At 70.9% G+C, this 22316-nt stretch carries 18 protein-coding genes, 1 tRNA gene and 1 pseudogene; 11 read left to right on the forward strand and 9 right to left on the reverse strand.

Going from position 1 to position 22316, the window contains the following annotated elements; all coding sequences use genetic code 11:
• Positions 1 to 59: 59 nt before the first annotated feature.
• On the reverse strand, positions 60 to 1010 hold the full coding sequence (locus FB465_RS18330) for a DUF5324 family protein (protein ID WP_145791992.1): 951 nt from the start codon (positions 1008 to 1010) through the stop codon (positions 60 to 62).
• A 198-nt stretch (positions 1011 to 1208) separates the two neighbouring features.
• Between FB465_RS18330 and FB465_RS18335 the strand changes: the two genes are divergently transcribed.
• Both FB465_RS18335 and FB465_RS18340 read left to right on the forward strand, forming a co-directional pair.
• A complete protein-coding gene (locus FB465_RS18335; RefSeq protein ID WP_145791994.1) occupies positions 1209 to 1733 on the forward strand; it encodes a peptidylprolyl isomerase in 525 nt (174 codons plus the stop codon).
• 85 nt (positions 1734 to 1818) lie between these two features.
• Complete coding sequence (locus tag FB465_RS18340; RefSeq protein WP_145791996.1) at positions 1819 to 2718, forward strand: rhomboid family intramembrane serine protease; 900 nt, start codon at positions 1819 to 1821, stop codon at positions 2716 to 2718.
• Between the two features lie 319 nt (positions 2719 to 3037).
• On the opposite strand, the gene crgA is transcribed toward FB465_RS18340, so the two are convergent.
• On the reverse strand, positions 3038 to 3292 hold the full coding sequence (gene crgA, locus FB465_RS18345) for a cell division protein CrgA (protein ID WP_145791998.1): 255 nt from the start codon (positions 3290 to 3292) through the stop codon (positions 3038 to 3040).
• Positions 3293 to 3490: 198 nt separating this feature from the next.
• On the opposite strand from crgA, the gene FB465_RS18350 reads away from it, so the two are divergent.
• From FB465_RS18350 to FB465_RS18365, 5 genes and pseudogenes are all read left to right on the forward strand, one after another.
• Entirely contained in the window at positions 3491 to 4261 is a 771-nt protein-coding gene (locus tag FB465_RS18350) for a DUF881 domain-containing protein (RefSeq protein ID WP_425461187.1), read from the forward strand.
• Between the two features lie 84 nt (positions 4262 to 4345).
• The gene (locus FB465_RS35880; RefSeq protein ID WP_170290628.1) at positions 4346 to 4516 is read left to right on the forward strand and encodes a hypothetical protein; all 171 of its coding nucleotides are present in this window, start codon (positions 4346 to 4348) and stop codon (positions 4514 to 4516) included.
• A gap of 53 nt (positions 4517 to 4569) precedes the next feature.
• Positions 4570 to 5232, forward strand: coding sequence for an aminodeoxychorismate/anthranilate synthase component II (locus FB465_RS18355; protein ID WP_145791999.1), 663 nt, complete (start codon positions 4570 to 4572; stop codon positions 5230 to 5232).
• A 286-nt stretch (positions 5233 to 5518) separates the two neighbouring features.
• A pseudogene (locus FB465_RS18360) lies at positions 5519 to 6196 on the forward strand (class E sortase); the annotation flags it as partial.
• A 42-nt stretch (positions 6197 to 6238) separates the two neighbouring features.
• Entirely contained in the window at positions 6239 to 7009 is a 771-nt protein-coding gene (locus tag FB465_RS18365; protein ID WP_145792003.1) for a class E sortase, read from the forward strand.
• On the opposite strand, the gene FB465_RS18370 is transcribed toward FB465_RS18365, so the two are convergent.
• The gene (locus tag FB465_RS18370; RefSeq protein WP_145792004.1) at positions 6928 to 7968 is read right to left on the reverse strand and encodes a GlxA family transcriptional regulator; all 1041 of its coding nucleotides are present in this window, start codon (positions 7966 to 7968) and stop codon (positions 6928 to 6930) included. The two genes, FB465_RS18365 and FB465_RS18370, sit on opposite strands and share 82 nt — an antisense overlap.
• 90 nt (positions 7969 to 8058) lie before the next feature.
• Here FB465_RS18370 and FB465_RS18375 point away from each other — a divergent pair, with 90 nt between their 5' ends.
• On the forward strand, positions 8059 to 9045 hold the full coding sequence (locus tag FB465_RS18375) for an NADP-dependent oxidoreductase (protein ID WP_246192711.1): 987 nt from the start codon (positions 8059 to 8061) through the stop codon (positions 9043 to 9045).
• A gap of 200 nt (positions 9046 to 9245) precedes the next feature.
• Entirely contained in the window at positions 9246 to 9917 is a 672-nt protein-coding gene (locus FB465_RS18380) for a hypothetical protein (RefSeq protein WP_145792010.1), read from the forward strand.
• 69 nt (positions 9918 to 9986) lie between these two features.
• Here FB465_RS18380 and pknB read toward each other — a convergent pair whose 3' ends face one another.
• The 6 genes from pknB to FB465_RS18410 all read right to left on the reverse strand — a co-directional run bounded on the left by pknB (position 9987) and on the right by FB465_RS18410 (position 18462).
• Positions 9987 to 12050, reverse strand: a complete 2064-nt coding sequence (pknB, locus tag FB465_RS18385) for a Stk1 family PASTA domain-containing Ser/Thr kinase (protein WP_145792011.1) — start codon at positions 12048 to 12050, stop codon at positions 9987 to 9989.
• Between the two features lie 261 nt (positions 12051 to 12311).
• Positions 12312 to 13772: a peptidoglycan D,D-transpeptidase FtsI family protein gene (locus tag FB465_RS18390; protein WP_145792013.1), complete on the reverse strand. Its 1461-nt coding sequence runs from the start codon at positions 13770 to 13772 to the stop codon at positions 12312 to 12314.
• 55 nt (positions 13773 to 13827) lie between these two features.
• Complete coding sequence (locus tag FB465_RS18395; protein WP_246193244.1) at positions 13828 to 15216, reverse strand: FtsW/RodA/SpoVE family cell cycle protein; 1389 nt, start codon at positions 15214 to 15216, stop codon at positions 13828 to 13830.
• Positions 15217 to 15354: 138 nt separating this feature from the next.
• Positions 15355 to 16971: a PP2C family protein-serine/threonine phosphatase gene (locus FB465_RS18400; protein WP_145792014.1), complete on the reverse strand. Its 1617-nt coding sequence runs from the start codon at positions 16969 to 16971 to the stop codon at positions 15355 to 15357.
• A 102-nt stretch (positions 16972 to 17073) separates the two neighbouring features.
• Complete coding sequence (locus FB465_RS18405) at positions 17074 to 17583, reverse strand: FHA domain-containing protein FhaB/FipA (protein WP_145792016.1); 510 nt, start codon at positions 17581 to 17583, stop codon at positions 17074 to 17076.
• Between the two features lie 12 nt (positions 17584 to 17595).
• On the reverse strand, positions 17596 to 18462 hold the full coding sequence (locus tag FB465_RS18410) for an FHA domain-containing protein (RefSeq protein WP_145792017.1): 867 nt from the start codon (positions 18460 to 18462) through the stop codon (positions 17596 to 17598).
• Between the two features lie 393 nt (positions 18463 to 18855).
• Here FB465_RS18410 and FB465_RS18415 point away from each other — a divergent pair.
• A tRNA-Leu gene (locus FB465_RS18415) sits at positions 18856 to 18939 on the forward strand.
• Positions 18940 to 19290: 351 nt separating this feature from the next.
• On the forward strand, positions 19291 to 22260 hold the full coding sequence (locus tag FB465_RS18420) for a S53 family peptidase (RefSeq protein ID WP_170290629.1): 2970 nt from the start codon (positions 19291 to 19293) through the stop codon (positions 22258 to 22260).
• Positions 22261 to 22316: the final 56 nt, after the last annotated feature.

A 22316-nucleotide genomic window follows, 5' to 3' on the forward strand; every position in this document is an offset into this window, starting at 1 on the left:
GCACGGACGCCCCGGACCGATCGGTCCGGGGCGTCCGTCGTTCTCGTGCGCTGCGGTCGTCAGTGCGGCTTGCGCGGGTCGTGGGGCTTGGGGCGGTCGTCCGGGGCGGGCTTGCCGGGCGCGGGGTTGGGCTTGGGGGTGGAGCCGGATGCGTGGCCGCCCGGGTTGCTGCCCGGGTTTCCGCCCGGGTTGCCGCCCGGGTTGTCGCCCTGCTGCTCGCGGGGGACCGAGCCGTTGAGGAGCGTGTCGCCGCCCGCCGCGCTCGAGGCGTGGGAGCCGCCGGGGCGGGGCTCGCCCTCGGGCTTGCGGTCGTTGTTCGACGGGCTCTGGGAGGCGGGGGGCTCGACCAGCCACTCGGGGCTGCACTGCTTGCGCCACCACTGCCAGGCGATGACGCCGGTGCCGACCGCGATGGTGCCCGCCACGGCGAGGCCGGTGGCCCAGTGGTTGCGCTGCTCCCTCTTGATGTTCTTGGCGGCGAGTTGGCTGATCTCGTCGGCGCTGACGTGGCCGTGCAGCGCGGTCAGGGCCGCGGCGCCGCGCAGCTGGGCCTCCTGGGCGACGGGCGCGATCGTCGACCGGGCTCCCTCGACGGCGACCGTGACCTTGGGGACGACGGTGCTCCTGGCCTGATCGGCGGCCGTCCTCGCCTGTTCGGCGGCCTTGGCCGCGGAGTGCTTGGCGGCCAGCGCGGCCTCCTGCGCCCGGTGGACGGCCTTGAGCGTGGTCTCCTGGGTGTGCGGGGGCAGCGCGGAGAAGGCGTGTTCGAGCTGCGGCGCCACGTGCTTGACGTACTGGAGCCTGGCGGTCTGGGCCGCCTGGGCAGCGCCGGTCCTGGCGTGGGCGCTCGCCGCGCCGACCTTGGGGCCGAGCGCCTCCAGCGTGGGGCCGAGCCGCTGCTTGGCCTCGTCCGCGTAGTGCTGTGCGGTCTCCTTGGCGGTGGTGGCATAGGGCGCGAGAGTGTCCCTGGTCCTGCCGGCCGTTTCACGAGCTGAGTCCAAACGGGTCACGAGATTCTCCTCCTCGGTGGCGTCCTGTATGCACATTTCCACCTGATTCGAGATCATGCATGCCTATTTGTTCCTTGGCGCGCCGGGTTGGGCCGTCTGCGGGGTCCCGGGGCACGCGCCACGGCGCGCTGCCCGCCCGCGGACGGGTCGTGGGATGATTTGTGGCGTCAGTGACATAGGTAGATAGGAAGGCACCCCGTGGCCGAGGAACTGTTCGCCACCCTGAAGACCAACCGCGGCGACATCGTCATCAAGCTCTTCCCGAACCACGCCCCGAAGACGGTGGCGAACTTCGTGGAGCTGGCCGAGGGCACCCGCGAGTGGACGCACCCCCGTACCGGTGAGAAGTCCAACAAGCCGCTCTACGACGGCACCGTGTTCCACCGTGTGATCAGCGACTTCATGATCCAGGGCGGTGACCCGCTGGGCACCGGCACCGGCGGCCCGGGTTACAAGTTCGCCGACGAGTTCCACCCGGACCTCGCGTTCGACCGTCCGTTCCTGCTGGCCATGGCCAACGCCGGCCCGGGCACCAACGGCTCGCAGTTCTTCATCACGGTCACGCCGACCGCCTGGCTGACCAACAAGCACACCATCTTCGGTGAGGTCCTCGACCCGGCCAGCCAGAAGATCGTGTCGGAGATCTCCGCCGTCCAGACCGGCCGCGGCGACCGCCCGGTCAACGACGTCGTGATCGAGTCCGTGGAGATCAAGCGCGGCTGACGGCCTCGCAGTAGCCTTGGCGGTCCCGGCGGCGCCCCGTACGCGGTGGCGCCGCCGGGATCAGTCCATGAGGAGGGACCCCCGGATGCTTCCCGACGAGCCGGCCCGATCGCAGCCCGACGGCGGCAACGGCGGCCACGGCGGCCTGCCCGGCTGCTACCGGCACCCCGAGCGGGAGACGGGTATCGCCTGCGCCCGCTGCGGGCGGCCGATCTGTCCGGAGTGCATGGTGAACGCCTCGGTGGGCTTCCACTGCCCGGAGTGCGTGCGCGGCGGCAACCAGGAGGTCCGGCGGGCGACGACGCGGTTCGGCGGGCAGCCGGCCGGGGACGACGCGCTGGTCACCAAGATCCTGATCGGGATCAACCTGGTGGTCTTCGTGCTCACCCAGTACGTCCACCCGGAGTGGCGGCTGCTGCTCGGCATGTACAGCTTCACCGGGAACGCCAGTTACGCCCCGGCGGGCGTGGCCACCGGCCCGGACGAGTGGTACCGGCTGGTGACGGCGGTCTTCGTCCACAACGGGCCGCTGCACGTGATCATGAACATGATCTCGCTGTGGGTGCTGGGGCCGCAGCTGGAGCGGGTCCTGGGCCGGCTGCGCTTCGTGGCGCTGTACGCGGTGTCCGGGCTGGCCGGCAATGCCCTCGCCTATCTGGTCACCGGCGGCAATCTGTACTCGGTGGGCGCCTCGGGGGCGATCTTCGGGCTGCTCGGGGCGACCGCGGTGCTGTTCCGCGCGAACCGTCTGCCGCTCGGTCCGGTGGTCGCGCTGCTGGTCTTCAACCTGGTGATCAGCTTCTCGGTGCCGCTCATCGACTGGCGCGCGCACGTCGGCGGGCTGGTGGCCGGGGCCGTCACCGGAGTGGGGATGATGTACGCCCCCCGGGCGCACCGGAACGTGGTGCAGACGTTGACGGTGGCCGGAATGCTGGTCCTGGTCCTGGTGATCGTGGCTGTGGAGACCGCGCGCCTCGGGGTGTGAGCCGAGGCGCCCCGGCATGCCGGGCGCGCCGTTGTCCACAGCGTGCGCAGGGGTGTGCACAGCTGATGGGGCGGGCGGTCGGCGAAGGGTGCCTCTACGCGCGTCCAGCTGTGGTTCTCGCGCAACCGGGTGAGTGGTCGCACAGCGGCCGACGAACAAGTTATCCACAGGCTGGGCGGACTTTTCCCCAGTGTGGATAACTGTGTGGATAAACATACGGTCCGACGCTACGGGCCCGGCTGGAGCCGACCCCGGGCATGCCCGAGCACCGCTTCGGCCACCGGACCGGAGCGGTGCTCAGGAGCAGCTCAGAGGGGGCTTACTTCCACTGGGTGGAGACGCCGAACCCTGCCGCGATGAAGCCGAAACCGGCCAGGATGTTCCAGTTGCCCCAGCTGCTGACCGGCCAGCTGCCGCTCGTCACGTAGTAGGTGACGATCCACACCAACCCGATCAGGAACAGCGCCAGCATCAGGGGTGCCACCCAGGTGCGACCGGAGCTGATCTTCACCGCGGTCGTCGACGCCGGCGGCGGGGTGTAGTCGGACTTCTTGCGGAGTCGAGACTTCGGCACGAGGGGATCTCCTGTCGATGCGCTGTGACCGCGCAGGGTGCAGCGGGGGGCGGGCGGCGGTGGGGACCGGTCCGTACGGGGCGATCGGTCGGCACTTCCGCAGGCGAACCTGCGGGCGTACCGGACAGGGCGCTCCGCACATGCCACCGGCGTCCGTTAGCGTAGTGGCTCGCCGGGTCTTAAGGAGATAAGGGTACGGTGCCGAATTCCACGATTCCCAAACGCCCCGGCGCCGAGCGCGGCCGCGGCACCCGAATTGTCGGACGTGCCCTGACCTGCGCCGTCTTCGCACTGGCCGGACTGCTCTTCTACATCAGCGCGGAGACCGCCCGCGGCACCTCCCTGCGCACCGACAACTCGCTGCTCCGGCTCAGCGACGTGATACGCCAGCGGAGCACCCAGAACCAACAGGCCCAGCAGCAGTTGGGCGAGCTGCAGGCCCGGGCCGACGAGCTGGCCAAGCAGCAGGGGCAGAGCCCGTCCGACGTCGCCCAGCTCAGAGCGCTCCAGCAGCAGGCCGGCCTGACGGCGCTGAAGGGGCCCGGGCTGATCGTCACACTCAACGACGCGCCCCCCGGGGCCACCGCGCGCCTGCCCGGCATCCCCGAGCCCGGCGTCAACGACCTGGTGATCCACCAGCAGGACATCCAGGCCGTGGTGAACGCGCTGTGGCGGGGCGGCGCCGAGGGTATCCAGGTGATGGACCAGCGGCTGATCTCAACCAGCGCCGTCCGCTGCGTCGGCAACACCCTGCTGCTGCAGGGCCGGGTCTACTCGCCGCCGTACGTGATCAGGGCGGTGGGGAAGACGGACAGGCTGCGGGCGGCGGTGGACGCCGACCCGACGATCGCCAACTACCTGCAGTACGTCGCGGCGTACGGGCTGGGCTGGAAGGTGCAGGAGAACGCCGACATGACGGTGCCGGGGTACTCGGGCACGGTCGACCTGCGGTACGCCACCGGGGAGTAGCGCGCGGGCGGAGCCGTGATTGTCGCCTGCCGGGCGCGCGGCGCGGTCTAGTCTTGACTCCGACCTGAAACCTCGAGGAGCACCATGTACGGCTGGATCTGGCGGCATCTGCCGGGGAACGCGCTCGTCCGGGCGATCCTCGCGCTGCTGCTCGTTCTCGGGGTGGTCTACGTCCTGTTCCAGTACGTCTTCCCGTGGGCGGAACCGCTGCTGCCCTTCGGTGACGTCACGGTGGACGAAGGCGGCGCCGGCTGAGCCGGTCCACCCGCCCCATCTGCCAGCCCAGCACCTTCAGGAGTAGCGCGCGTATGACCTCCGCCGGCAGCTCGCCCAGGATCCTCGTCGTCGACAACTACGACAGTTTCGTCTTCAACCTCGTCCAGTACCTCTACCAGCTGGGCGCCACCTGCGAGGTGGTGCGCAACGACGAGGTGACCGTCGAGCACGCGGTGCGCCGCGACGGCGACACCGGGTTCGACGGGGTGCTGCTCTCCCCCGGGCCCGGCGCGCCGGAGGAGGCGGGCGTCTGCATCGAGATGGTGCACCACTGCGCGGGCATCGGCCTGCCGCTGTTCGGCGTCTGCCTCGGCCTGCAGTCGATCGCGGTGGCGTACGGCGCGGTGGTCGACCGGGCGCCCGAGCTGCTGCACGGCAAGACCTCGTCGGTGACGCACGAGGACGGCGGCGTGTTCGACGGCCTGCCCTCGCCGCTCACGGCGACGCGGTACCACTCGCTCGCCGTCGAGCCCGGCACCGTGCCGGACGGCCTGGTGGTGACGGCCCGGACCGAGAGCGGCGTGATCATGGGCCTGAGGCACCGTGAGCTGCTGGTCGAGGGCGTGCAGTTCCACCCGGAGTCGGTGCTGACCGAGGGCGGGCACCGGATGCTCGCCAACTGGCTGGCGGAGTGCGGCTTCCCGGAGGCGGTGGGCCGCTCGGCCGGGCTCGCTCCGGTGATCGGCCGGGGCTGACGGGATGACGGCGGTTCGCCCGGAGGGGGGCGCGCAGGCGGGAGCCGAACCGGGCGACTGGGGCGTGTACGAGCCGGCCCAGGAGCATCCCTGGCTCGCGAGCGAGCAGACGATGCAGCTGCGGGCGGTCACAGCGGTGCCGGACGAGGCCGCCGCCTCCGGTGGCCGCGCGGAGCGGCGGCGGGCCGCTCAGGGGCGGACGGCGCTGCGCTCGGGCAGCGGCCGGCGCCGGGCGAGCGGGCGGTCCGCCGCGCCTCCCCGGCCCCGGCCCAAGGAGTCCAGGACCGTGGTCGCCGCGCGCCTGGTCGGCGAAGTCTTCATCACCCTCGGTCTGGTGATGCTGCTCTTCGTCTCGTACCAGCTGTGGTGGACCAATGTGCAGGCAGACGCCTCCGCCGACGGCACCCGCAGTCAGCTGGAGCGGCAGTGGAGCCAGGCGGTCCGGCAGCCCGCCCCGACGGCGTCCGGCAAGCCCGTCGCGGCCTTCGAGCCGGGCAAGGGCTTCGCCATCCTGTACATCCCGAAGCTTGACCTGAAGTACCCGATCGCCGAGGGCACCCAGAAGCAGCAGGTGCTCGACAAGGGGCTGGTCGGGCACTACACGGGGACGGCGATGCCCGCCGACAGGACGGGGAACTTCGCGATCGCCGCGCACCGTACGACGCACGGCCAGCCGTTCCGCAAGATCGGGCAGCTGGTGCCCGGGGACAAGATCGTGGTGGAGACCGCGACGGCGTACTACACCTATGAGGTCGCGGGCGGCATTCCGGAGACGCCGCCGTCCAACGTGACGGTGATTCAACCGGTCCCCAAGGGGTCACCGTTCACCCAGCCGGGTCGTTACATCACGTTGACGACATGCACACCCGAGTTCAGTGCCCGGGGACGGCTGATCGTCTTTGGCAAGATGGTCGATGAACGGCCGAGGAGTCAGGGGCAGCCCGCTGCGCTGACCGGCACCTAGGCCTCAGGCACCATCGCACCGGCGTGCAAGAGGCGAGGCGGCGTGCAGAACGAGCAGGACGGGCCTTCGGACCGAGAGCGTCGGCGGCATCGCCGGCGCCCGCGCGGCCGGGCGGCGGTGGTGCTCGGGGCGGTCGGCGAGCTCTTCATCACGGTGGGGCTGGTGCTGGCGCTCTTCGTCGGGTACTCGCTGTGGTGGACCGACCTGGTCGCGGACGGCAGGGCAGGGCGGGAGGCCGAGCGGCTGCGCGGCAGTTGGTCGGCCCCGGCGGCGCCTGCGGCATCCGCCGCGGCGTCCGCGCCCGCGGCGCCGCCGCCGGTCTACGCGGCCGGGGACGGGGTCGGCTTTCTGCACGTGCCCGCCATGGGGCGCGACTACCAGGTGCTGATCCGGATGGGCACCGGCCCGGAGGTGCTGAACGAGGGCGTGGCCGGGGTCTACCAGGAGCCGTACCGCTCGGCGATGCCCTGGGACGGGACCGGCAACTTCGCCCTGGCGGCCCACCGGGACGGCCACGGCGCCAAGTTCCACGACCTCGACCAGGTGGGGCCCGGCGACGCGGTCGTGGTGGAGACCAGGGACAGCTGGTACGTCTACCGGGTCGACGGCACGCTGCCGCAGACCTCCCAGTACGACACGGGCGTGATCGCGCCCGTCCCGGCCGGGTCGCCCTACGACAAGCCGGGGCGGTACATCACGCTGACCACCTGCACGCCGGTCTACACCTCGCGCTACCGGATGGCGGTCTGGGGGAGTCTGGTCCGGGTGGACGCGGTCGACGCCCGCCGGACGCCGCCGCCGGAGCTGCGCTGAGGGCTGCCCTGGAAGGTGCGGCGGTACGCGGCGGGGGAGACCCCGAGGGCGGCGGCCAGGTGCTGGCGCAGCGAGGAGCCGCTGCCGAAGCCGGACCGCTCGGCGACCTGGTCGACCGGCAGGTCGCTGGACTCCAGCAGTCGGCGGGCGAGCTCCACCCGCTGGGCGGTGAGCCACCGGCCGGGGGTCTGCCCGGTCTCGGCGAGGAAGCGGCGGCTGAAGGTCCGTACGCTCATCCCGGCCCTGGCGGCCAGCTCGGCGAGCGGGATGGGGCGGTGGAGCTGCTGCAGGGCCCAGTCCCGGGTGGCGGCGGTGTCCGCCTCTGCGGGGGCGGGGACGGGCCGCCGGATGTACTGGGCCTGGCCACCCTCGCGCCACGGCGGGACGACGCAGCGGCGGGCGACGCCGTTGGCGACCTCGCTGCCGTGGTCGCGGCGGACCAGGTGGAGGCAGAGGTCGACGCCGGCCGCCGCGCCGGCCGAGGTGAGGATGTCGCCGTCGTCGACGAAGAGCACGTCGGGGTCGAGGCGGACGTCCGGGAAGAGCCGGCCGAACTGCTCGGTGTAGTACCAGTGCGTGGTCGCGGTACGGCCCTTGAGCAGGCCGGCGGCGGCCAGCACGAAGGACGCGGTGCAGATCGACACCAGCCGGGCACCGGGACGGACGGAGGCCAGGGCCCGGGCCACCGGTTCGGGGATTTCGCCGGTGCGCAGGACGGGGCTGTCGTGGTGGCTGGGCGGGATGATCAGGGTGTCCGCGTCGGCGATGACGCTCGCGTCGTGGTCGACCGCGAGGGTGAAGTCGGCGTCGGTGCGGACCGGCCGGCCGTCCAGGCTGCAGGTGACGGTCTCGTAGAGGGGCTTGCCGTCCAGGCTGTAGGCGTTACCGAACAGCCGGTGCGGGATGCCGAGTTCGAAGGGGATGACACCGGGCAGGGCGAGGACGACGACACGATGCATGGCCGGATCCTCTCACTCCTTGTCCATCCGGCCACTCGTCGGGGCGGGCTTCCGGCGCGAGGCTGAAGATCCCTTCGAGAGGAGCTGGTGATGAGCGGGACGAGTGGCACGAGCGGGACGGTTCAGCGGATGCGGGCGGTCAGCCAGGACGAGTTCGGAGGCCCCGAGGTGCTGCGGGTGGTCGAGCGCGACCGGCCGCAGCCGGGGCCGACGGAGATCCTGGTACGGGTGCACGCGGCCGGGGTCAACCCGACGGACTGGAAGACCCGGTCCTGGGGCGGGGTGGCCACGGGCCGGGAACTGCCCTTCGTGCTCGGCTACGACGTCTCGGGCGTGGTGGAGGCAGTCGGCTTCGGGGTGACGCTCTTTCAGCCCGGCGACGAGGTGTTCGGGATGGCGGGGTTCCCGAGGCTGCTGGGCGCGTACGCGGAGTTCATCGCCGCCCCGGCCCGCCACTTCGTCCACAAGCCCGCCGGGATCGACCATGTGCAGGCGGCGGCCCTGCCGCTGGTCTCACTGACGGCCTGGCAGGCCTTCGTGGACCGGGCGGAGCTGCGGCCGGGCCAGCGGGTGCTGATCCACGCGGCGGCGGGCGGGGTCGGGCACGTCGCGGTGCAGATCGCCAAGTCGCTCGGCGCGTACGTGATCGCCACGGCGAGTGCGGGCAAGCACGAGTTCGTCCGGGGGCTCGGCGCGGACGAGGTGATCGACTACACGGCGGCTGCCTTCGAGACGGTGGTCGCCGAGGTGGACATGGTGCTGGACACCGTCGGGGAGGACTACAGCGAGCGCTCGCTCACGGTCCTGCGGGACGGCGGCACCCTGGTCTCGTTGACGCACCCGAAGGACGACGCGCTGGTCCCCGTGGCGGCCGAGCGCGGCATCCGGGCCGGCTTCATGCTGGTCGAACCGGACCGGCGGGCGCTGTTGGCGGTGGCCGAGTTGGTCGAGTCGGGGCAGCTGCGGGCCGAGGTGGCCGCCGTACTGCCGCTGGCGGAGGCGGCGAAGGCGCACGAGCTCGGCGAAACCGGGCGTACGGTGGGGAAGTTGGTGCTGCGGGTCGCCGAGGAGTCCTGACCGCTGGGGAAGTCTCTGCTCTCTGCACAGGCTGTGGACAAGCCGGGAGCGGTGGGCGCGGGGAGGGCGTTGCACGCCGGGTCGGTGATCCCGTGCGCTCGACCGGGAAGGTGACGCGTCAGCGCCAAGGTCGTTTGCCAGGTCAGCACAGGTGGGTGGGCCAGGGTCTTCCTGGTGCCTGACGACGGGCGAGGCGAACGATGAACCACGAAGCCGTACTTCTGGAGTCCCGGACCATGCGCGGCACCCTGGTGGGCCGTACGGAGGCCCTCGACAAGGTCAAGGCGCTGCGGCTGCTGCCGGACGGGGTGCATGTGACGACCCGGATGGTGGCCGACTACTTCGGCGTCCACGAGGAGGCGGTGAACAGCGTCGTCCGGCGCCACCGCGAGGAGCTGCGCGAGAGCGGGATGGCCCTTCTCAAGGGCGCTGACCTGCAGGATTTTCTAGTGGTCAACATGACCACTAGAAAGTCGCCGGGGCGCGGCCTGACCGTCTTCCCCCGCCGGGCCGTCCTGAACGTGGCGATGCTGCTGCGGGACAGCGAGGTGGCCCGGCAGGTGCGGGCGCATCTGCTGGACCTCGCCGAGCGGCCCGCCGAGAGCGCCGGCCGGTGGCCGGAGGCAATGGTGGCCGAGATCGCCGAGCGGGCCGCCCTCGCCGTGCGGGACGAGCTCCGGGAGCTGCGGGAGGCCAACGCGGCGTTGGTGCGGCAGCTGGAGTTGGAGCGGGAGCTCATCGCGTCCATGAGCGTGCGCGTGGCGGACACCGGCTGCGCGGTCCGGAGCATGGGCGGGCGGGTGGACATGCTGTGCTCGATGCTCGCCTCCCCCGGGCCGGGCAGGCGGCGCCGGACCCGCCGGCGCCCGTAGCGGGAAGCCCGACGGGAACGCCGAAGGGGGGCTGCGATCGCAGCCCCCCTTCGCCGTGGTGATCAGCCGTCAGTTGTTCGGGGGCTGAGTGGAACCGCCGCCCTTGCCGGGCATCGTGAAGAGCTGAACGCTCGAACCGGCGTCGACGAGGTTGTTCGCCCCGGGGGAGGTGGTGAAGACGATGTTGTTGCTGTCACTGCCGGCGCCGCTGAAGGTCCACTCCAGGTGCAGGGCCCTGAGGGCGGCCGTGGCCTCCTTGACGGTCTTGCCCTTGAGGTCGGGGACCTGGACCTTGTCCGGGGTCTTGTAGACCGTCAGTGTGATCGTGGCGCCCTTGGGGGCCTTGGAGTTGGCCTTCAGGTCCTGGGCGGCGACGATGCCGACCTTGCTCACGTCCGGTGCCGGGGCGTCCTTGGTGACGACCTGGAAGCCCAGACCCTCGAGCTGCTGGCGGGCCGTGTCGACGGTCTGGCCGACGACACCCGGGACGGTCACCTTGGTCTGGCCGGAGGAGATCACCAGGTTGACGGTGGCTCCGGCCGCGGCGTTGCCGGTCGGGTCCTGGGAGATGACCTTGTCCTGGTCGACCGCGTCGCTGGCCTGGTACTCCGTCTTGCCGATGACGAAGCCGGCCTTGGTGAGGAGGTCGGTCGCGACGTCCTTCGCCTTGCCGGTGACGTCCGGCACGGCCGAGGTGACCGGGCCGGAGGAGAGGTGGACCTTGATCGTGCTGTCGGACGCGATCTTGGAGTTGGCGGCCTGATCCTGGGTGCAGATCTGGTCCTGCTTGATGTTGGCGTCCGGGCACTTGATCGGATCGCCGGCGACGACCTGGAGCTTGTCGTTCAGGTTCTTCGCCTTGGCCTGTGCGTCGGCCAGGGTCTGCCCGACCAGGTTCGGGGCGCTGACCGTGGAGCCGCCGGCGCCGCCCGGCTGGGTCATGGCGTCCACCACGAAGTACGCGCCGACCAGGACCAGCACCGCCGCGACGGCGAGGATGATCCAGGAGGTGTTGTTCTTCTTCGGTTCCTGCCGCCGTCCGCCCCGGTCGTAGCCGTCGTCGTACCCGCCGCCGGAGCCGCCCGAACCGCCGTAGCCGTCCTCCTGGTAGCCGTAGCCGGGCTGCTGGGAGCCGACGGGCGGCAGCATGGTGGTCGGGCCGGCCGCGCCCTGCTGCGGGAGCAGGTTGGTCTGGCCGTACGGGTCGTGCTGGGCGGCGTAGCCCTGCTGGTCGTAGCCGTAGCCGGCGGCGCCCATGCCGAAGGCGGCGGCCTGCTGGGCTGCGGCGACCGGGAGGCCGTCGAGGAAGCGCTCGATGTCGTCGCGCATCTCGTCGGCCGTCTGGTAGCGGTAGTCGCGGTCCTTGGTGAGGGACTTCAGGACGATCGCGTCGATCTCGGGGCGCAGCTCGGGGTCGTACGCGGACGGCGGCTGGGCCTCCTCGCGGACGTGCTGGTACGCGACCGCGACCGGCGAGTCGCCGACGAACGGCGGGCGCACGGCGAGCAGCTCGTAGAGCAGGCAGCCGGTGGAGTAGATGTCGGACCGCGCGTCGACCGTCTCGCCCTTGGCCTGCTCGGGGGAGAGGTACTGGGCGGTGCCGATGACGGCCGAGGTCTGGGTCATCGTCATGCCGGCGTCACCCATCGCGCGGGCGATACCGAAGTCCATGACCTTGACGTTGCCCTGCCGGGTGAGCATCACGTTCGCGGGCTTGATGTCGCGGTGCACGATGCCGGCCCGGTGCGAGTACTCCAGCGCCTGCAGGATGCCGATGGTCATCTCGAGCGCGCGCTCGGGCAGCAGCCGCCGCCCGGAGTGAAGAAGCTCACGCAGCGTGGAGCCCTCGACGTACTCCATCACGATGTACGGGATGGAGATGCCGTCGATGTAGTCCTCGCCGGTGTCGTACACGGCGACGATCGCGGGGTGGTTCAAGGACGCCGCGGACTGCGCCTCGCGGCGGAAGCGGGCCTGGAACGACGGATCCCGGGCCATGTCGGCCCGGAGCGTCTTCACTGCGACGGAACGGCCGAGCCGGGTGTCATGGGCGAGGTACACCTCGGCCATGCCGCCGCGCCCGAGGACGCCGCCGAGCTCGTACCTGCCGCCGAGGCGACGAGGCTCTTCCATAGTTCCGACCCTCTCCCTCACCGGCTGGTGAGGATGTGACGTAGGTGTCCCCGCACGCTCTGTTGGACGCTGCCGCAGCCACGGTTGGTTCTGTGACGTCGGCCCCACGGCCGGGGCCATGGGTGAGCGGCGGGCACACCCGCTGCTTGCGGATACGCTACCGGTCCAACCTGAGACAGCCGGAACAGGCCGCCAGCTGAGACCAGACCGGTATCGACCGTGAAGGTCCCATTGTGACAAGAGAGCGCCCGTAACCGGGGGCTACTTGCCGAGCACCGCCTCCATCACCTGCTTGGCGATCGGGGCCGCGATTCCGCCGCCGCTGATCTCGCTGCTCTCCGCCGCGCCGTCCTCGACCACCACCGCGACCGCGATCTGCTGGCCGTCGGCGCCCTTGGCATAGGACATGAACCAGGCGAACGGCAGGCCGCTGTTGTCCTGGCCGTGCTGCGCGGTGCCGGTCTTGCCGCCGACCGTGACGCCGTCGATCTGGGCCTTCGTGCCGGTGCCGTTCTTGACCACGCTCTCCATCAGCTGCTGCAGCTTCTGGGCGGTGGCGGGGCTGACGGCCTGGCTCAGCTGGTGCTCGGAGTGCTTGGAGATGGTGGTGAGGTTGGCAGCGCGCTCCTCCTCGACCAGGTACGGCTGCATCAGGCTGCCGTTGTTGGCGATCGCCGCGGCGACCATCGCCATCTGCAGCGGGGTGGCCCGGGTGTCGTGCTGGCCGATGGCGTCCATCGCGGTGCCGTCGGGGGACGAGCCCTTGGGGTAGTAGCTGGGCACGGCCCGGATCGGGACGTCGATCTGCGCGTTGTTGAAGCCGAACTTCTCGGCCTGCGCGCGCAGCTTGTCCCGGCCGAGATCGGCGCCGATCTTGCCGAAGACGGTGTTGCAGGAGAAGTCCATGCCGGTCTTCACGGTGGCCCCGGCGCAGGGCTCGGTGGCGCTGGCGTTCTTCAGCGGGGTGTTGGTGCCCGGCAGGAGGTAGGTCTCGGGGGTGTCGGTGGTGTCCTCGACGCTCTGGAACCTGCCGTTCTCGAACGCCGCCGCCGCCGTGACCAGCTTGAAGGTCGAGCCGGGCGGGTACGTCTCGCGCAGCGCGCGGTTGAGCATCGGCTTGTTCGCGTCGGCGTTGAGGTCCGTCCAGGCCTTGCTGTCCTCGGCACCGGTGCCGGCGAAACGCCCCGGGTCGTACGAGGGCGTGGAGACCAGGGCCCTGATGGCGCCGGTCTGCGGGTCGATGGCGACGACCGCGCCCTTCTTGTCGCCCAGCCCCTCGAAGGCGGCCTTCTGGGCCTTGGCGTTGATCGTGGTGACCACGTCGCCGCCCTGCTTCTGCTTGCCCGTGAGCATGTCGAGGGTGTTGCGGAAGAACAGCCGGGAGTCGGTGCCGGAGAGGATGCCGTCCTCCAGCGACTCCAGCTGGCTGGTCCCGAAGGCCTGCGAGGAGTAGCCGGTGATCGGGGCGTACATCGGGCCGTCGACCCAGGCGCGCTTGTACTTGTAGCGGTAGCCGTTGACGAAGTCGGACTTCGTGACCGGCTGGCCGCCGACGATGATGTTGCCTCGCGGGTAGGCGTAGCGGTCGTACTTGTTGCGGTCGTTGTGGCTGTTGCTCGCCCAGGCGTCGGCCTGGACGCCCTGGACCCAGTTGGTCCGGATCATCAGGGCCAGGATGAGCACCAGGCAGAAGATCGAGACCCGGCGGATGGGCTTGTTCACTGGTCGGGTCCCCTCCTCTTTCCTGTCAGTTGGTCGGATTGAACCGTACGATTCTTCACGCCTGAGCAGCCCGGTTCGGTTCCGCCGCAGGACCGGGAGCAGGAGCGGGGTCGGCGGCGGGGCGGCGGGCGCTGTCGCTGATCTTGAGCAGCACGGCGATCAGCGCCCAGTTGGCGACCACCGAGGAACCGCCCTGGGCCAGGAAGGGCATGGTCATACCGGTCAGCGGGATCAGGCCGGTGACGCCGCCCGCCACCACGAAGACCTGCAGGGCGAAGGCGGAGGAGAGCCCGACGGCGAGCAGCTTGCCGAAGGGGTCGCGGGCGGCGACGGCCGTCCGCAGGCCGCGCTGCACGACCAGGCCGTACAGCACGAAGAGCGCCATCATGCCGGTGAGGCCGAGCTCCTCGCCGAAGGAGCCGAGGATGAAGTCGCTCTTGGCGGCGAACTGGATCAGCCACGAGCGGCCCTGGCCGAGGCCGGAGCCGGTGACGCCGCCGGAGCCGAAGGCCATCAGGGTCTGGCCGATCTGCTCGGTGGAGCCCTGCGGCGGCTTGGGTGCGAAGGCGGCCATCGGGTCGAGCCAGGCGTCGATGCGCGTCTTGACGTGGGACTCGGAGGAGGCGACCACGGCGGCGCCGCCGATCGACATCAGCAGGCCGAAGACGATCCAGCTGGTGCGCTCGGTGGCGACGTAGAGCATCACCACGAAGAGGCCGAAGAAGAGGAAGGAGGAGCCCAGGTCGGTCTCGAAGACGAGGATCAGGATGGAGATCAGCCAGACCACGATGATCGGCCCGAGGTCGCGGCCGCGCGGCAGGTAGAGGCCCATGAAGCGGCGGCTGGCCAGGGCCAGGGCGTCCCGCTTGACCATCAGGTAGCCGGCGAAGAAGACGGTCAGGATGATCTTCGCGAACTCGCCGGGCTGGATCGAGAAGCTGCCGAGGTGGATCCAGATCTTGGCGCCGAAGTCCTGCTTCCGGGCCGGGAAGAATGCGGGTGCGGCGAGCAGCACCAGGGCGACGGCCATCGAGATGTAGGTGTAGCGCTGCAGGATCCGGTGGTCCTTGAGCAGGATGATGACGCCGACGAAGAGGGCCACGCCCAGGCCGGACCACATCAGCTGGTTCGGCGCGGCGTCGGCGTTGTTGGCGAGCAGCTTCCCGGCCTTGTCGAGCCGCCAGATCATGACCAGGCCGAGCCCGTTGAGCAGGGTGGCCAGCGGCAGCAGCAGCGGGTCGGCGTACGGCGCGAACCGGCGCATCACCAGGTGTGCGACCAGGGCGAGCGCCCCCATGCCGAGGCCGAACTTCAGCATCCCGGTGGGGAGCTGCTTGTCCAGCGCGAGCCCGACGTTGGCGTACGCGAACATCGGCAGCACCACCGCGAAGGCCAGCAGGGCGAGCTCGGTGTTGCGGCGGTTGGGCGCGCCCTGCGGGGTGATCGTGGTGTTCTCCCGGCGCCTGGGGCGCGCGGCACCGCCGCTGTTCGGACCGCCGTTGTTCGGACTGCTGCTGCTCAGGTCAAAGGTGCTCACGTGTAGGCCGCTCCCCGACGGCTGAGGACCCGCTACGGGTCGGTGTTACTGGGCCGGGCAGTTGGCAGCCATGGACTGCTCCTGCTCGGTGAGGGTCGGTGTGGTGCCGGGGTTGCCGGTGGCAGGAGTGCCCGTGGTGGGGCTGGTGGTGGTCGGGCTGCCGGTGGCCTGGCCCGGGATGGTGGTGGCCGGGCTGGGCGAGCCGGCGGTGCGGTAGCCGGCGTTGGTCACGGTGCTGCCGGTCGCGCCCGGGGTGGGGGTCGCGGCCGGGGCCTGCGGGGCCTTGGCGCCCTCGGAGACCTTCTTGCAGACCGCCGCCTGGGCGCCGAGGTTCTTCACCTGCTCGCGGGCGTCGTCCAGGCTCTTGGCCTGGATGGTCTTGGTGACCTGGGTGCGCTGGTAGGCCGGGAGGTACTTGAGCTCGACGTCGCCGTACTGCTGGTAGACCGAGGACAGGTTCAGGCCGGCCAGGTTCTGGTTGATGCCGCGGTAGACGGCGACCACGTCGCCGTCTGCGCCGACGTAGTACTGGCCCTGGGTCCAGCGCCAGCCGAAGTACCCGGCGCCGCCGAGCAGCCCCAGCGTGACGGTGACGGCGAGCGAGATCTTGAGCCAGCGGCCCTTGCGGCGCGGTGCGTCCTCGCCGTCGTAGTCCTCGTACGCCTGCTCGGCGCCGCCGAAGGTGCCGTACGGCTCGCCGAAGGCTCCCTGCGGCTCCCCGTAGCCCTCCGCCGGGCCGAAGCCCGCCGTGGCGCCGTCGTAGCCGCTGGGCGGGCCGAAGGCTCCCTGGGGGCCCTGCGGGGCGCGGCCGAGGCCGGCGGCGCGGCCGGCCGGGGTGTTCAGGATGCTGTGGTCGGTGGCGGTCGGCGGGGGGGTGTCCGCGACGGCGCCGACGACGACCGGGATGTCGGCCAGCCGGCCGCTCAGGGTGTCGGTGGCGCCGACGTCGATCACGTCGGCGACGATGCAGGTGATGTTGTCCGGGCCGCCGCCGCGCAGGGCGAGCTGGATCAGCTCCTGGACGGTCTGCTCCGGGGAGTAGAAGCTCCCGAGCGTCTCCTCCAGGGTCTGGTGGCTGACCGGGCCCGACAGGCCGTCCGAGCAGATCAGATAGCGGTCGCCGGCCCGGACCTCGCGGATCGACAGGTCGGGCTCGACCTGGCCGCGGCCGTCCAGCGCGCGCATCAGCAGGGAGCGCTGCGGGTGGGTCTCGGCCTCCTCCGGGGTGATCCGGCCCTCGTCGACCAGGCGCTGCACCCAGGTGTGGTCCTGGGTGATCTGGCTGAGGGAGCCGTCGCGCAGCAGGTACGCGCGGGAGTCGCCGACGTGGACCAGGCCCATCCGCTGGCCGGTCCAGAGCATCGCGGTGAGGGTGCAGCCCATGCCCTCGAGCTGCGGATCCTCCTCGACCATCTGGCGCAGGCGCTCGTTGGCGCCCTGCACCGCGTCGTTCAGCAGGGTGAGCAGGTCGGCGCCCGGGACGTCCTCGTCCAGCCGGACGATCGAGCCGAGGACCTCGGAGGAGGCGACCTCGCCGGCCGCCGCGCCGCCCATGCCGTCGGCCACGGCCAGCAGCCGCGGCCCGGCGTAGCCGGAGTCCTCGTTGCCCTCCCGGATCAGGCCCTTGTGGGAACCGGCGGCGAAGCGAAGCACGAGAGTCATGCGGACCTGGCCCCCCTCTGGGAACGGGCGCGCACGGGAGCGGCAGCGTCGCAGCCTCGCTCCCGGCTGGTCTTGGACGGGGTGCTGTCCCTCATGCGCCTACTACTTCCGCAGTTCGATGACGGTCCTGCCGATACGGATCGGCATTCCCGGCTGGAGCGGTGTCGGCGCGGTGAGCCGCTGCCGGTCCAGATAGGTGCCGTTGGTGGAGCCTAGATCCTCGACCGTCCACTGCCCAGTCTGATCCGGGTAGATCCTGGCATGCCGGGAGGATGCGTAGTCGTCGTCGAGCACGATCGTGGAGTCGTGCGCGCGGCCGAGCGTGATGGTCTGCCCCTGCAGGGCGACGGTGGTGCCGGCCAGCGAGCCCTGCACGACCACCAGCTGGGTCGGGGCGCCGCGGCGCTGCCGGGGCTGCGCGGCGGTCTGGGGTGCCTGCTGGGCCGGCCGGCCGGGCCCGGTGGCGGGGGCCGCGGCGGTGCGCCGCGCGGAGCGCGGGTTCACCTTGGTGCCGAACAGGTCGCTGCGGATCACCTGCACCGCGACGATGACGAACAGCCACAGCACGGCGAGGAATCCCAGCCGCATGACCGTCAGGGTCAGTTCTGACATAGGTGGCCCGCTCTACCCTTCGACCTGTCGGTAGACGATGGTGGTGCTCCCCAGGACGATCCTGGAGCCGTCGCGGAGCGTAGCGCGCTGGGTGTGCTGTCCGTCCACCACGATGCCGTTGGTCGAGCCGAGGTCGAGCACCATGGCGGGCGTACCGGGCCGGATCTCGGCGTGCTTGCGGGAGACCCCGGGGTCGTCGATGCGCACGTCGGCCTCGGTGGAGCGGCCCAGGACGCAGGCGTTGCCGGTGATCTGGTGGCGGGTCCCGTTGACCTCGATCCAGCGCCTGGTGGCCGCGCCGGAGTGGCCCGCGCCGGGGAACGGGCGGACGTTGCCGCCGGCGGCCGGGGGCGTGGGGGGCACCGCGGGCGGCGCCGGGGGCGGGGGCGGCGCACCGTACGGGCCCGCGCCCTGCTGCTGCCACGGCGCGCCGGGAGCGGGCGAGGTGGGCGGCCGGCCGTAGCCGGCCTGGGCCGGCGGCGGGGCGGCCGGGCGCTGGGGCTCCTCGGCGGCCAGCGTGCGGCTGCGCACCCGGTAGAGGCCGGTGTCGAGGTCGTCGGCCTGCTCCAGATTGACCTGGAGCGGGCCCATGAAGCTGTACCGCTGGGCCTCGGCGTACTCGCGCACCATGCCGGCGAGCTCGGTGCCCAGCTGGCCGGAGTACGGGCTGAGGCGCTCGTAGTCGTGCGGGCTGAGCTCGACGATGAAGTCGTTGGGCACCACGGTGCGGTCGCGGTTCCAGATGGTGGCGTTGTTGTCGCACTCGCGCTGCAGCGCTCCGGCGATCTCCACGGGCTGGACCTCGGACTTGAACACCTTGGCGAAGGTGCCGTTCACGAGACCCTCGAGCCGCTGTTCGAACTTCTTCAGGACTCCCACGGGGCACCCCCTTCCAAGGGCTTCGGTCCGGCCCTGCTTCCGGGGCCTGATTGCGGTACTTCCGTACTGATCGTATCCACGCCCGGGCCATCCGTACGGTTCCCGGAGCGTGTGGTGCCAAGGGGTGAGCCTGGGCACAGGGCCGTACCTGCGGATCGATGGTGGCAAGCCAGGGCTACCCGGTGAAGGGCATGCTCACCCTTCGGTCACCCGATCGCTCCGGCCCGTCCGAGGGGGTCGGAGGAAGGGATTCGTAGGTGACCGGGAGGTCGTGCTACTGTTTTCCATGTCGGAAGGGGCGCCCGAGAGGGAGCCGGACGGAAGACCAGCAAGCAGTCGGAAACGACTTGGGAGCGGGTCGGAACATCGGCTAGCATCTACGACAACACCCATGCGCGGGTGGCGGAATAGGCAGACGCGCTGGATTCAGGTTCCAGTGCCCGAAAGGGCGTGGGGGTTCAACTCCCCCCTCGCGCACAGCGAAGCCCCGCAGATCTTCGGATCTGCGGGGCTTTTTTGTCTGACCCCGAGTCTCCTGCCGTTCACCCAGGTCACCGGTTGGCAACGGTGGGCGCCCCCGAACGATCCGTGTCGGTGCGGGCTGATAAAACGTCTCTCAGGAATTCTGTTCGACAGTCCGGAGATATGTCCGATTTAGTCGCGATGACGGCAACTCGGGTCTCTCCACAGGGGGTTGTCCGTGGGGGGTTGAGCTTCTGGCGCATCGCTGGCAGCGGTGCGTCACGCCTTTGTCTTATGGCCGTGATTGCGGCTATCTGTCCGGAATTCCTGCTCTTTCCGCATGCAGTCATCCCAAGGAGAACGCGGATGCTCGACCCGTTGGGTCCCACCCGGACACCACGAATAAGAGGGTCACTCGGACGTGCGACCACCCTTGTCGTCGCCACCGCGGCCCTCGTAGCGGGCGCCGGCCTGCCGACCGTCATGACGGCCCAGGCCGCGACGCTCTCCCCGCAGCGCGTCGGCGGTGTGCCGAACGTGCCCGGCAGCGCCGTGAAGGTTGCCGACCCGGCGGGTGACACCCCGCTGGACCTCAGCATCCACCTGCGCTCGCGCGACCTCGAGGGCGCCAAGCAGCTGGCCGACGCGGTCTCGGACAGCACCTCGCCGCAGTACCGCCAGTACCTGCGGACCGGCGAGTTCGCCCAGCGCTTCGGCGCCGACGCGGCGACGGTGGCCAAGGTCACCCAGGCGCTGAAGGACCAGGGCCTGACGCCGGGCGCGCTCGGCGCGGACGGTCTGACCATCCCGGTGCACACCACCGTGGCGGCTGCCAAGAAGGCCTTCGACACCAGCTTCGCGGGTTACAAGCTGGCCGACGGCTCGACCGGCTACCTCAACACCACCGCCCCGGCGCTCCGCGGCGACGTGGCCGGCTCTGTCGTCAGCGTGGTCGGCCTCAACGGCCTGGCCCGGGCGCACAGCAACCACATCAAGGGCAAGGGCGTCCAGGTGACCCCGCAGGCCAAGGGTGCCGTCGGCTCCCGGGCCGAGGCGGCCTACCCGCAGCTCTGCCAGTCGACCAAGGACCAGCTCAACACGCGCTGGGGCGTGACCGAGGGCACGGACTACTTCAGTGCCTCCTCGCTCGCCTCGGTCTACGGTCTGAACAACCTGAGCGACGGCGGTGCCGGCACCACGGTCGCGATCTTCGCGCTCGAGGACTACTCGGACGCGGCCGTCAACACCTTCCAGAGCTGCTACGGCACCAGCGCGTCCGTGAAGCGGGTCAAGGTCGACGCCGGTACGCAGGCCACGCCGAACAACAACGACGTGGGCGTCGAGTCGGCTCTCGACATCGACACCATCGTGGGTCTGGCGCCGAAGTCGGACGTTCTGGTCTACCAGGGCCCGGACTACACCACCGCGACCGACCAGCAGGTGCAGGCGACCTACCAGAAGATCGTCAACGACAACGTCGCCCAGGTCATCTCCTCCAGCTGGGGTGTCTGCGACCAGGTCGTCGCGGGCAGTGACCTGTCGGCGGAGCACGACATCTTCCTCCAGGCCGCGCTGCAGGGCCAGAGCGTCGTCGCCGCCTCCGGCGACTACGGTTCGAGCTCCTGCCACAACCTGGGCATCGAGAACCCCAACCGGCTGAGCGCGGACGACCCGTCCGGCCAGCCGTACGTCACCGGCGTCGGCGGCACCACGCTGACCGGCGTGGCCAACCCGTCCGAGAAGGTCTGGAACCACGGCGGCGGCGCGAGCGGCGGCGGCATCACCCGCTGGCAGCTGAGCGACAGCTACAACTTCCAGGCGGGCTTCACCGGCCCCGGCTTCACCAACAGCTTCTGCTCCGCGCCGAGCGGGCGGACCTGCCGGCAGAGCCCGGACGTTGCCGCGGTCGCCGACCCGGCCACCGGGTACGTCATCGCGACCGGTGACAACTACTGGACGATCATGGGCGGCACCAGTGGCGCGGCCCCGCTGTGGGCGGCCGTCGCCGCGCACGCCAACTCGTCGGGCAAGTGCTCCGGCCGAGTCGGTCTGCTGAACCACCCGCTGTACCAGGCGGCGCGCGCCGGGCAGAGCCCGCTGCGTGACATCACCTCGGGCAACAACGACATCGGCTACCACGGCGGTCTGTACGCCGCTGCGGCCGGTTACGACATGGCGACCGGCCTGGGCACCCCGAAGGCCGCCCAGGTCATCGACAAGGTCTGCCTCCCGTCCGCGACCTTCAAGCCGCTCGCGCCGAGCCGCATCCTGGACACCCGCAGTGGCGCGATCGTCGGCCCCAAGGGCGAGGTCGCGCTGCAGGTCAGCGGCCAGGCCGGCGTTCCGGCCTCCGGCGTGAGCGCCGTGGTCCTGAACGTCACCGTCACGGACACCACCGCGTGGGGCTACCTCACCGCGTACCCGCACGGTGCCGCGCGCCCGCTGTCCTCGAACATCAACTGGACCGCGAAGCAGACCATCCCGAACCTGGTCACCGTGCCGCTCGGCGCGGACGGCAAGGTCAGCCTGTTCAACGGCGGCCCGGGCAACGTGAACTTCGTGGCGGACGTCCAGGGTTACTACTCCACCACCGAGGCCGGCTCGCAGCTCAAGCCGATCAACCCGACCCGCCTCCTGGACACCCGCGACTCGTCCAAGCAGGCCAACCTGGCCGGCAAGGGTGAGGTCGCGCTGCAGGTCGGCGGCCAGGCCGGCGTTCCGGCCTCCGGCGTGAGCGCCGCGGTCCTGAACGTCACCATCACCGACACCGTCGGTCCCGGCTACCTCACCGCGTACCCCTCGGGCACCACGCGTCCGCTCGCCTCCAACCTCAACTGGAGCGCCGGCCAGACCATCCCGAACGCCGTGATCGTGCCGGTCGGGGCGGACGGCAAGGTCAACCTCTACAACGGCAGCCCGTGGGGCTCCAACGTCGTCGTGGACATCGCCGGGTACTTCTCGGACTCGGTCACCGGCGGCAAGTTCCACACCGCGGGCCCGATGCGCCAGGTGGACACCCGTACCGACCTGAAGGCCCCGCTGGCCAACGGCCAGGTGCTCAACCTGGAGATGACCGAGAACAACTGGCGCGTGCCGAAGGAGGCCACCTCGGTGGTCCTCAACGTCACCGTCACGGACACCACCGGTTCCGGTTACCTCACGGTGTGGCCGTACGGCCAGACCCGTCCGACCGCGTCCAACCTGAACTGGACCGCGGGCACCACCATCGCCAACCTGGTGACCGTCCCGGTCGTGGACGGCAAGGTGAGCCTCGCTGCCTTCGGCAACGGGACCACCCAGGTGGTCGCCGACCTGTTCGGCTACTACAGCAACTGATCGCTCATCAGTTTCTGGAGCGGCGCTCTCCCCTTCGGGGGAGGGCGCCGCTCCTC

It is taken from the genome of Kitasatospora atroaurantiaca, assembly GCF_007828955.1.
In the GTDB taxonomy this organism is placed as follows: Bacteria; Actinomycetota; Actinomycetes; order Streptomycetales; family Streptomycetaceae; genus Kitasatospora; species Kitasatospora atroaurantiaca.

Excerpts from the sequence above, each read along its gene's own strand:
- FB465_RS35880 (WP_170290628.1), top strand. The coding sequence starts at position 4,346 with ATGTACGGCTGGATCTGGCGGCATCTGCCGGGGAACGCGCTCGTCCGG.
- FB465_RS18405 (WP_145792016.1), bottom strand. The coding sequence starts at position 17,583 with ATGTCAGAACTGACCCTGACGGTCATGCGGCTGGGATTCCTCGCCGTG.
- FB465_RS18340 (WP_145791996.1), top strand. The coding sequence starts at position 1,819 with ATGCTTCCCGACGAGCCGGCCCGATCGCAGCCCGACGGCGGCAACGGC.
- FB465_RS18375 (WP_246192711.1), top strand. The coding sequence starts at position 8,059 with ATGAGCGGGACGAGTGGCACGAGCGGGACGGTTCAGCGGATGCGGGCG.
- FB465_RS18370 (WP_145792004.1), bottom strand. The coding sequence starts at position 7,968 with ATGCATCGTGTCGTCGTCCTCGCCCTGCCCGGTGTCATCCCCTTCGAA.
- FB465_RS18355 (WP_145791999.1), top strand. The coding sequence starts at position 4,570 with ATGACCTCCGCCGGCAGCTCGCCCAGGATCCTCGTCGTCGACAACTAC.
- pknB (WP_145792011.1), bottom strand. The coding sequence starts at position 12,050 with ATGGAAGAGCCTCGTCGCCTCGGCGGCAGGTACGAGCTCGGCGGCGTC.
- FB465_RS18420 (WP_170290629.1), top strand. The coding sequence starts at position 19,291 with ATGCTCGACCCGTTGGGTCCCACCCGGACACCACGAATAAGAGGGTCA.
- FB465_RS18400 (WP_145792014.1), bottom strand. The coding sequence starts at position 16,971 with ATGACTCTCGTGCTTCGCTTCGCCGCCGGTTCCCACAAGGGCCTGATC.
- FB465_RS18380 (WP_145792010.1), top strand. The coding sequence starts at position 9,246 with ATGAACCACGAAGCCGTACTTCTGGAGTCCCGGACCATGCGCGGCACC.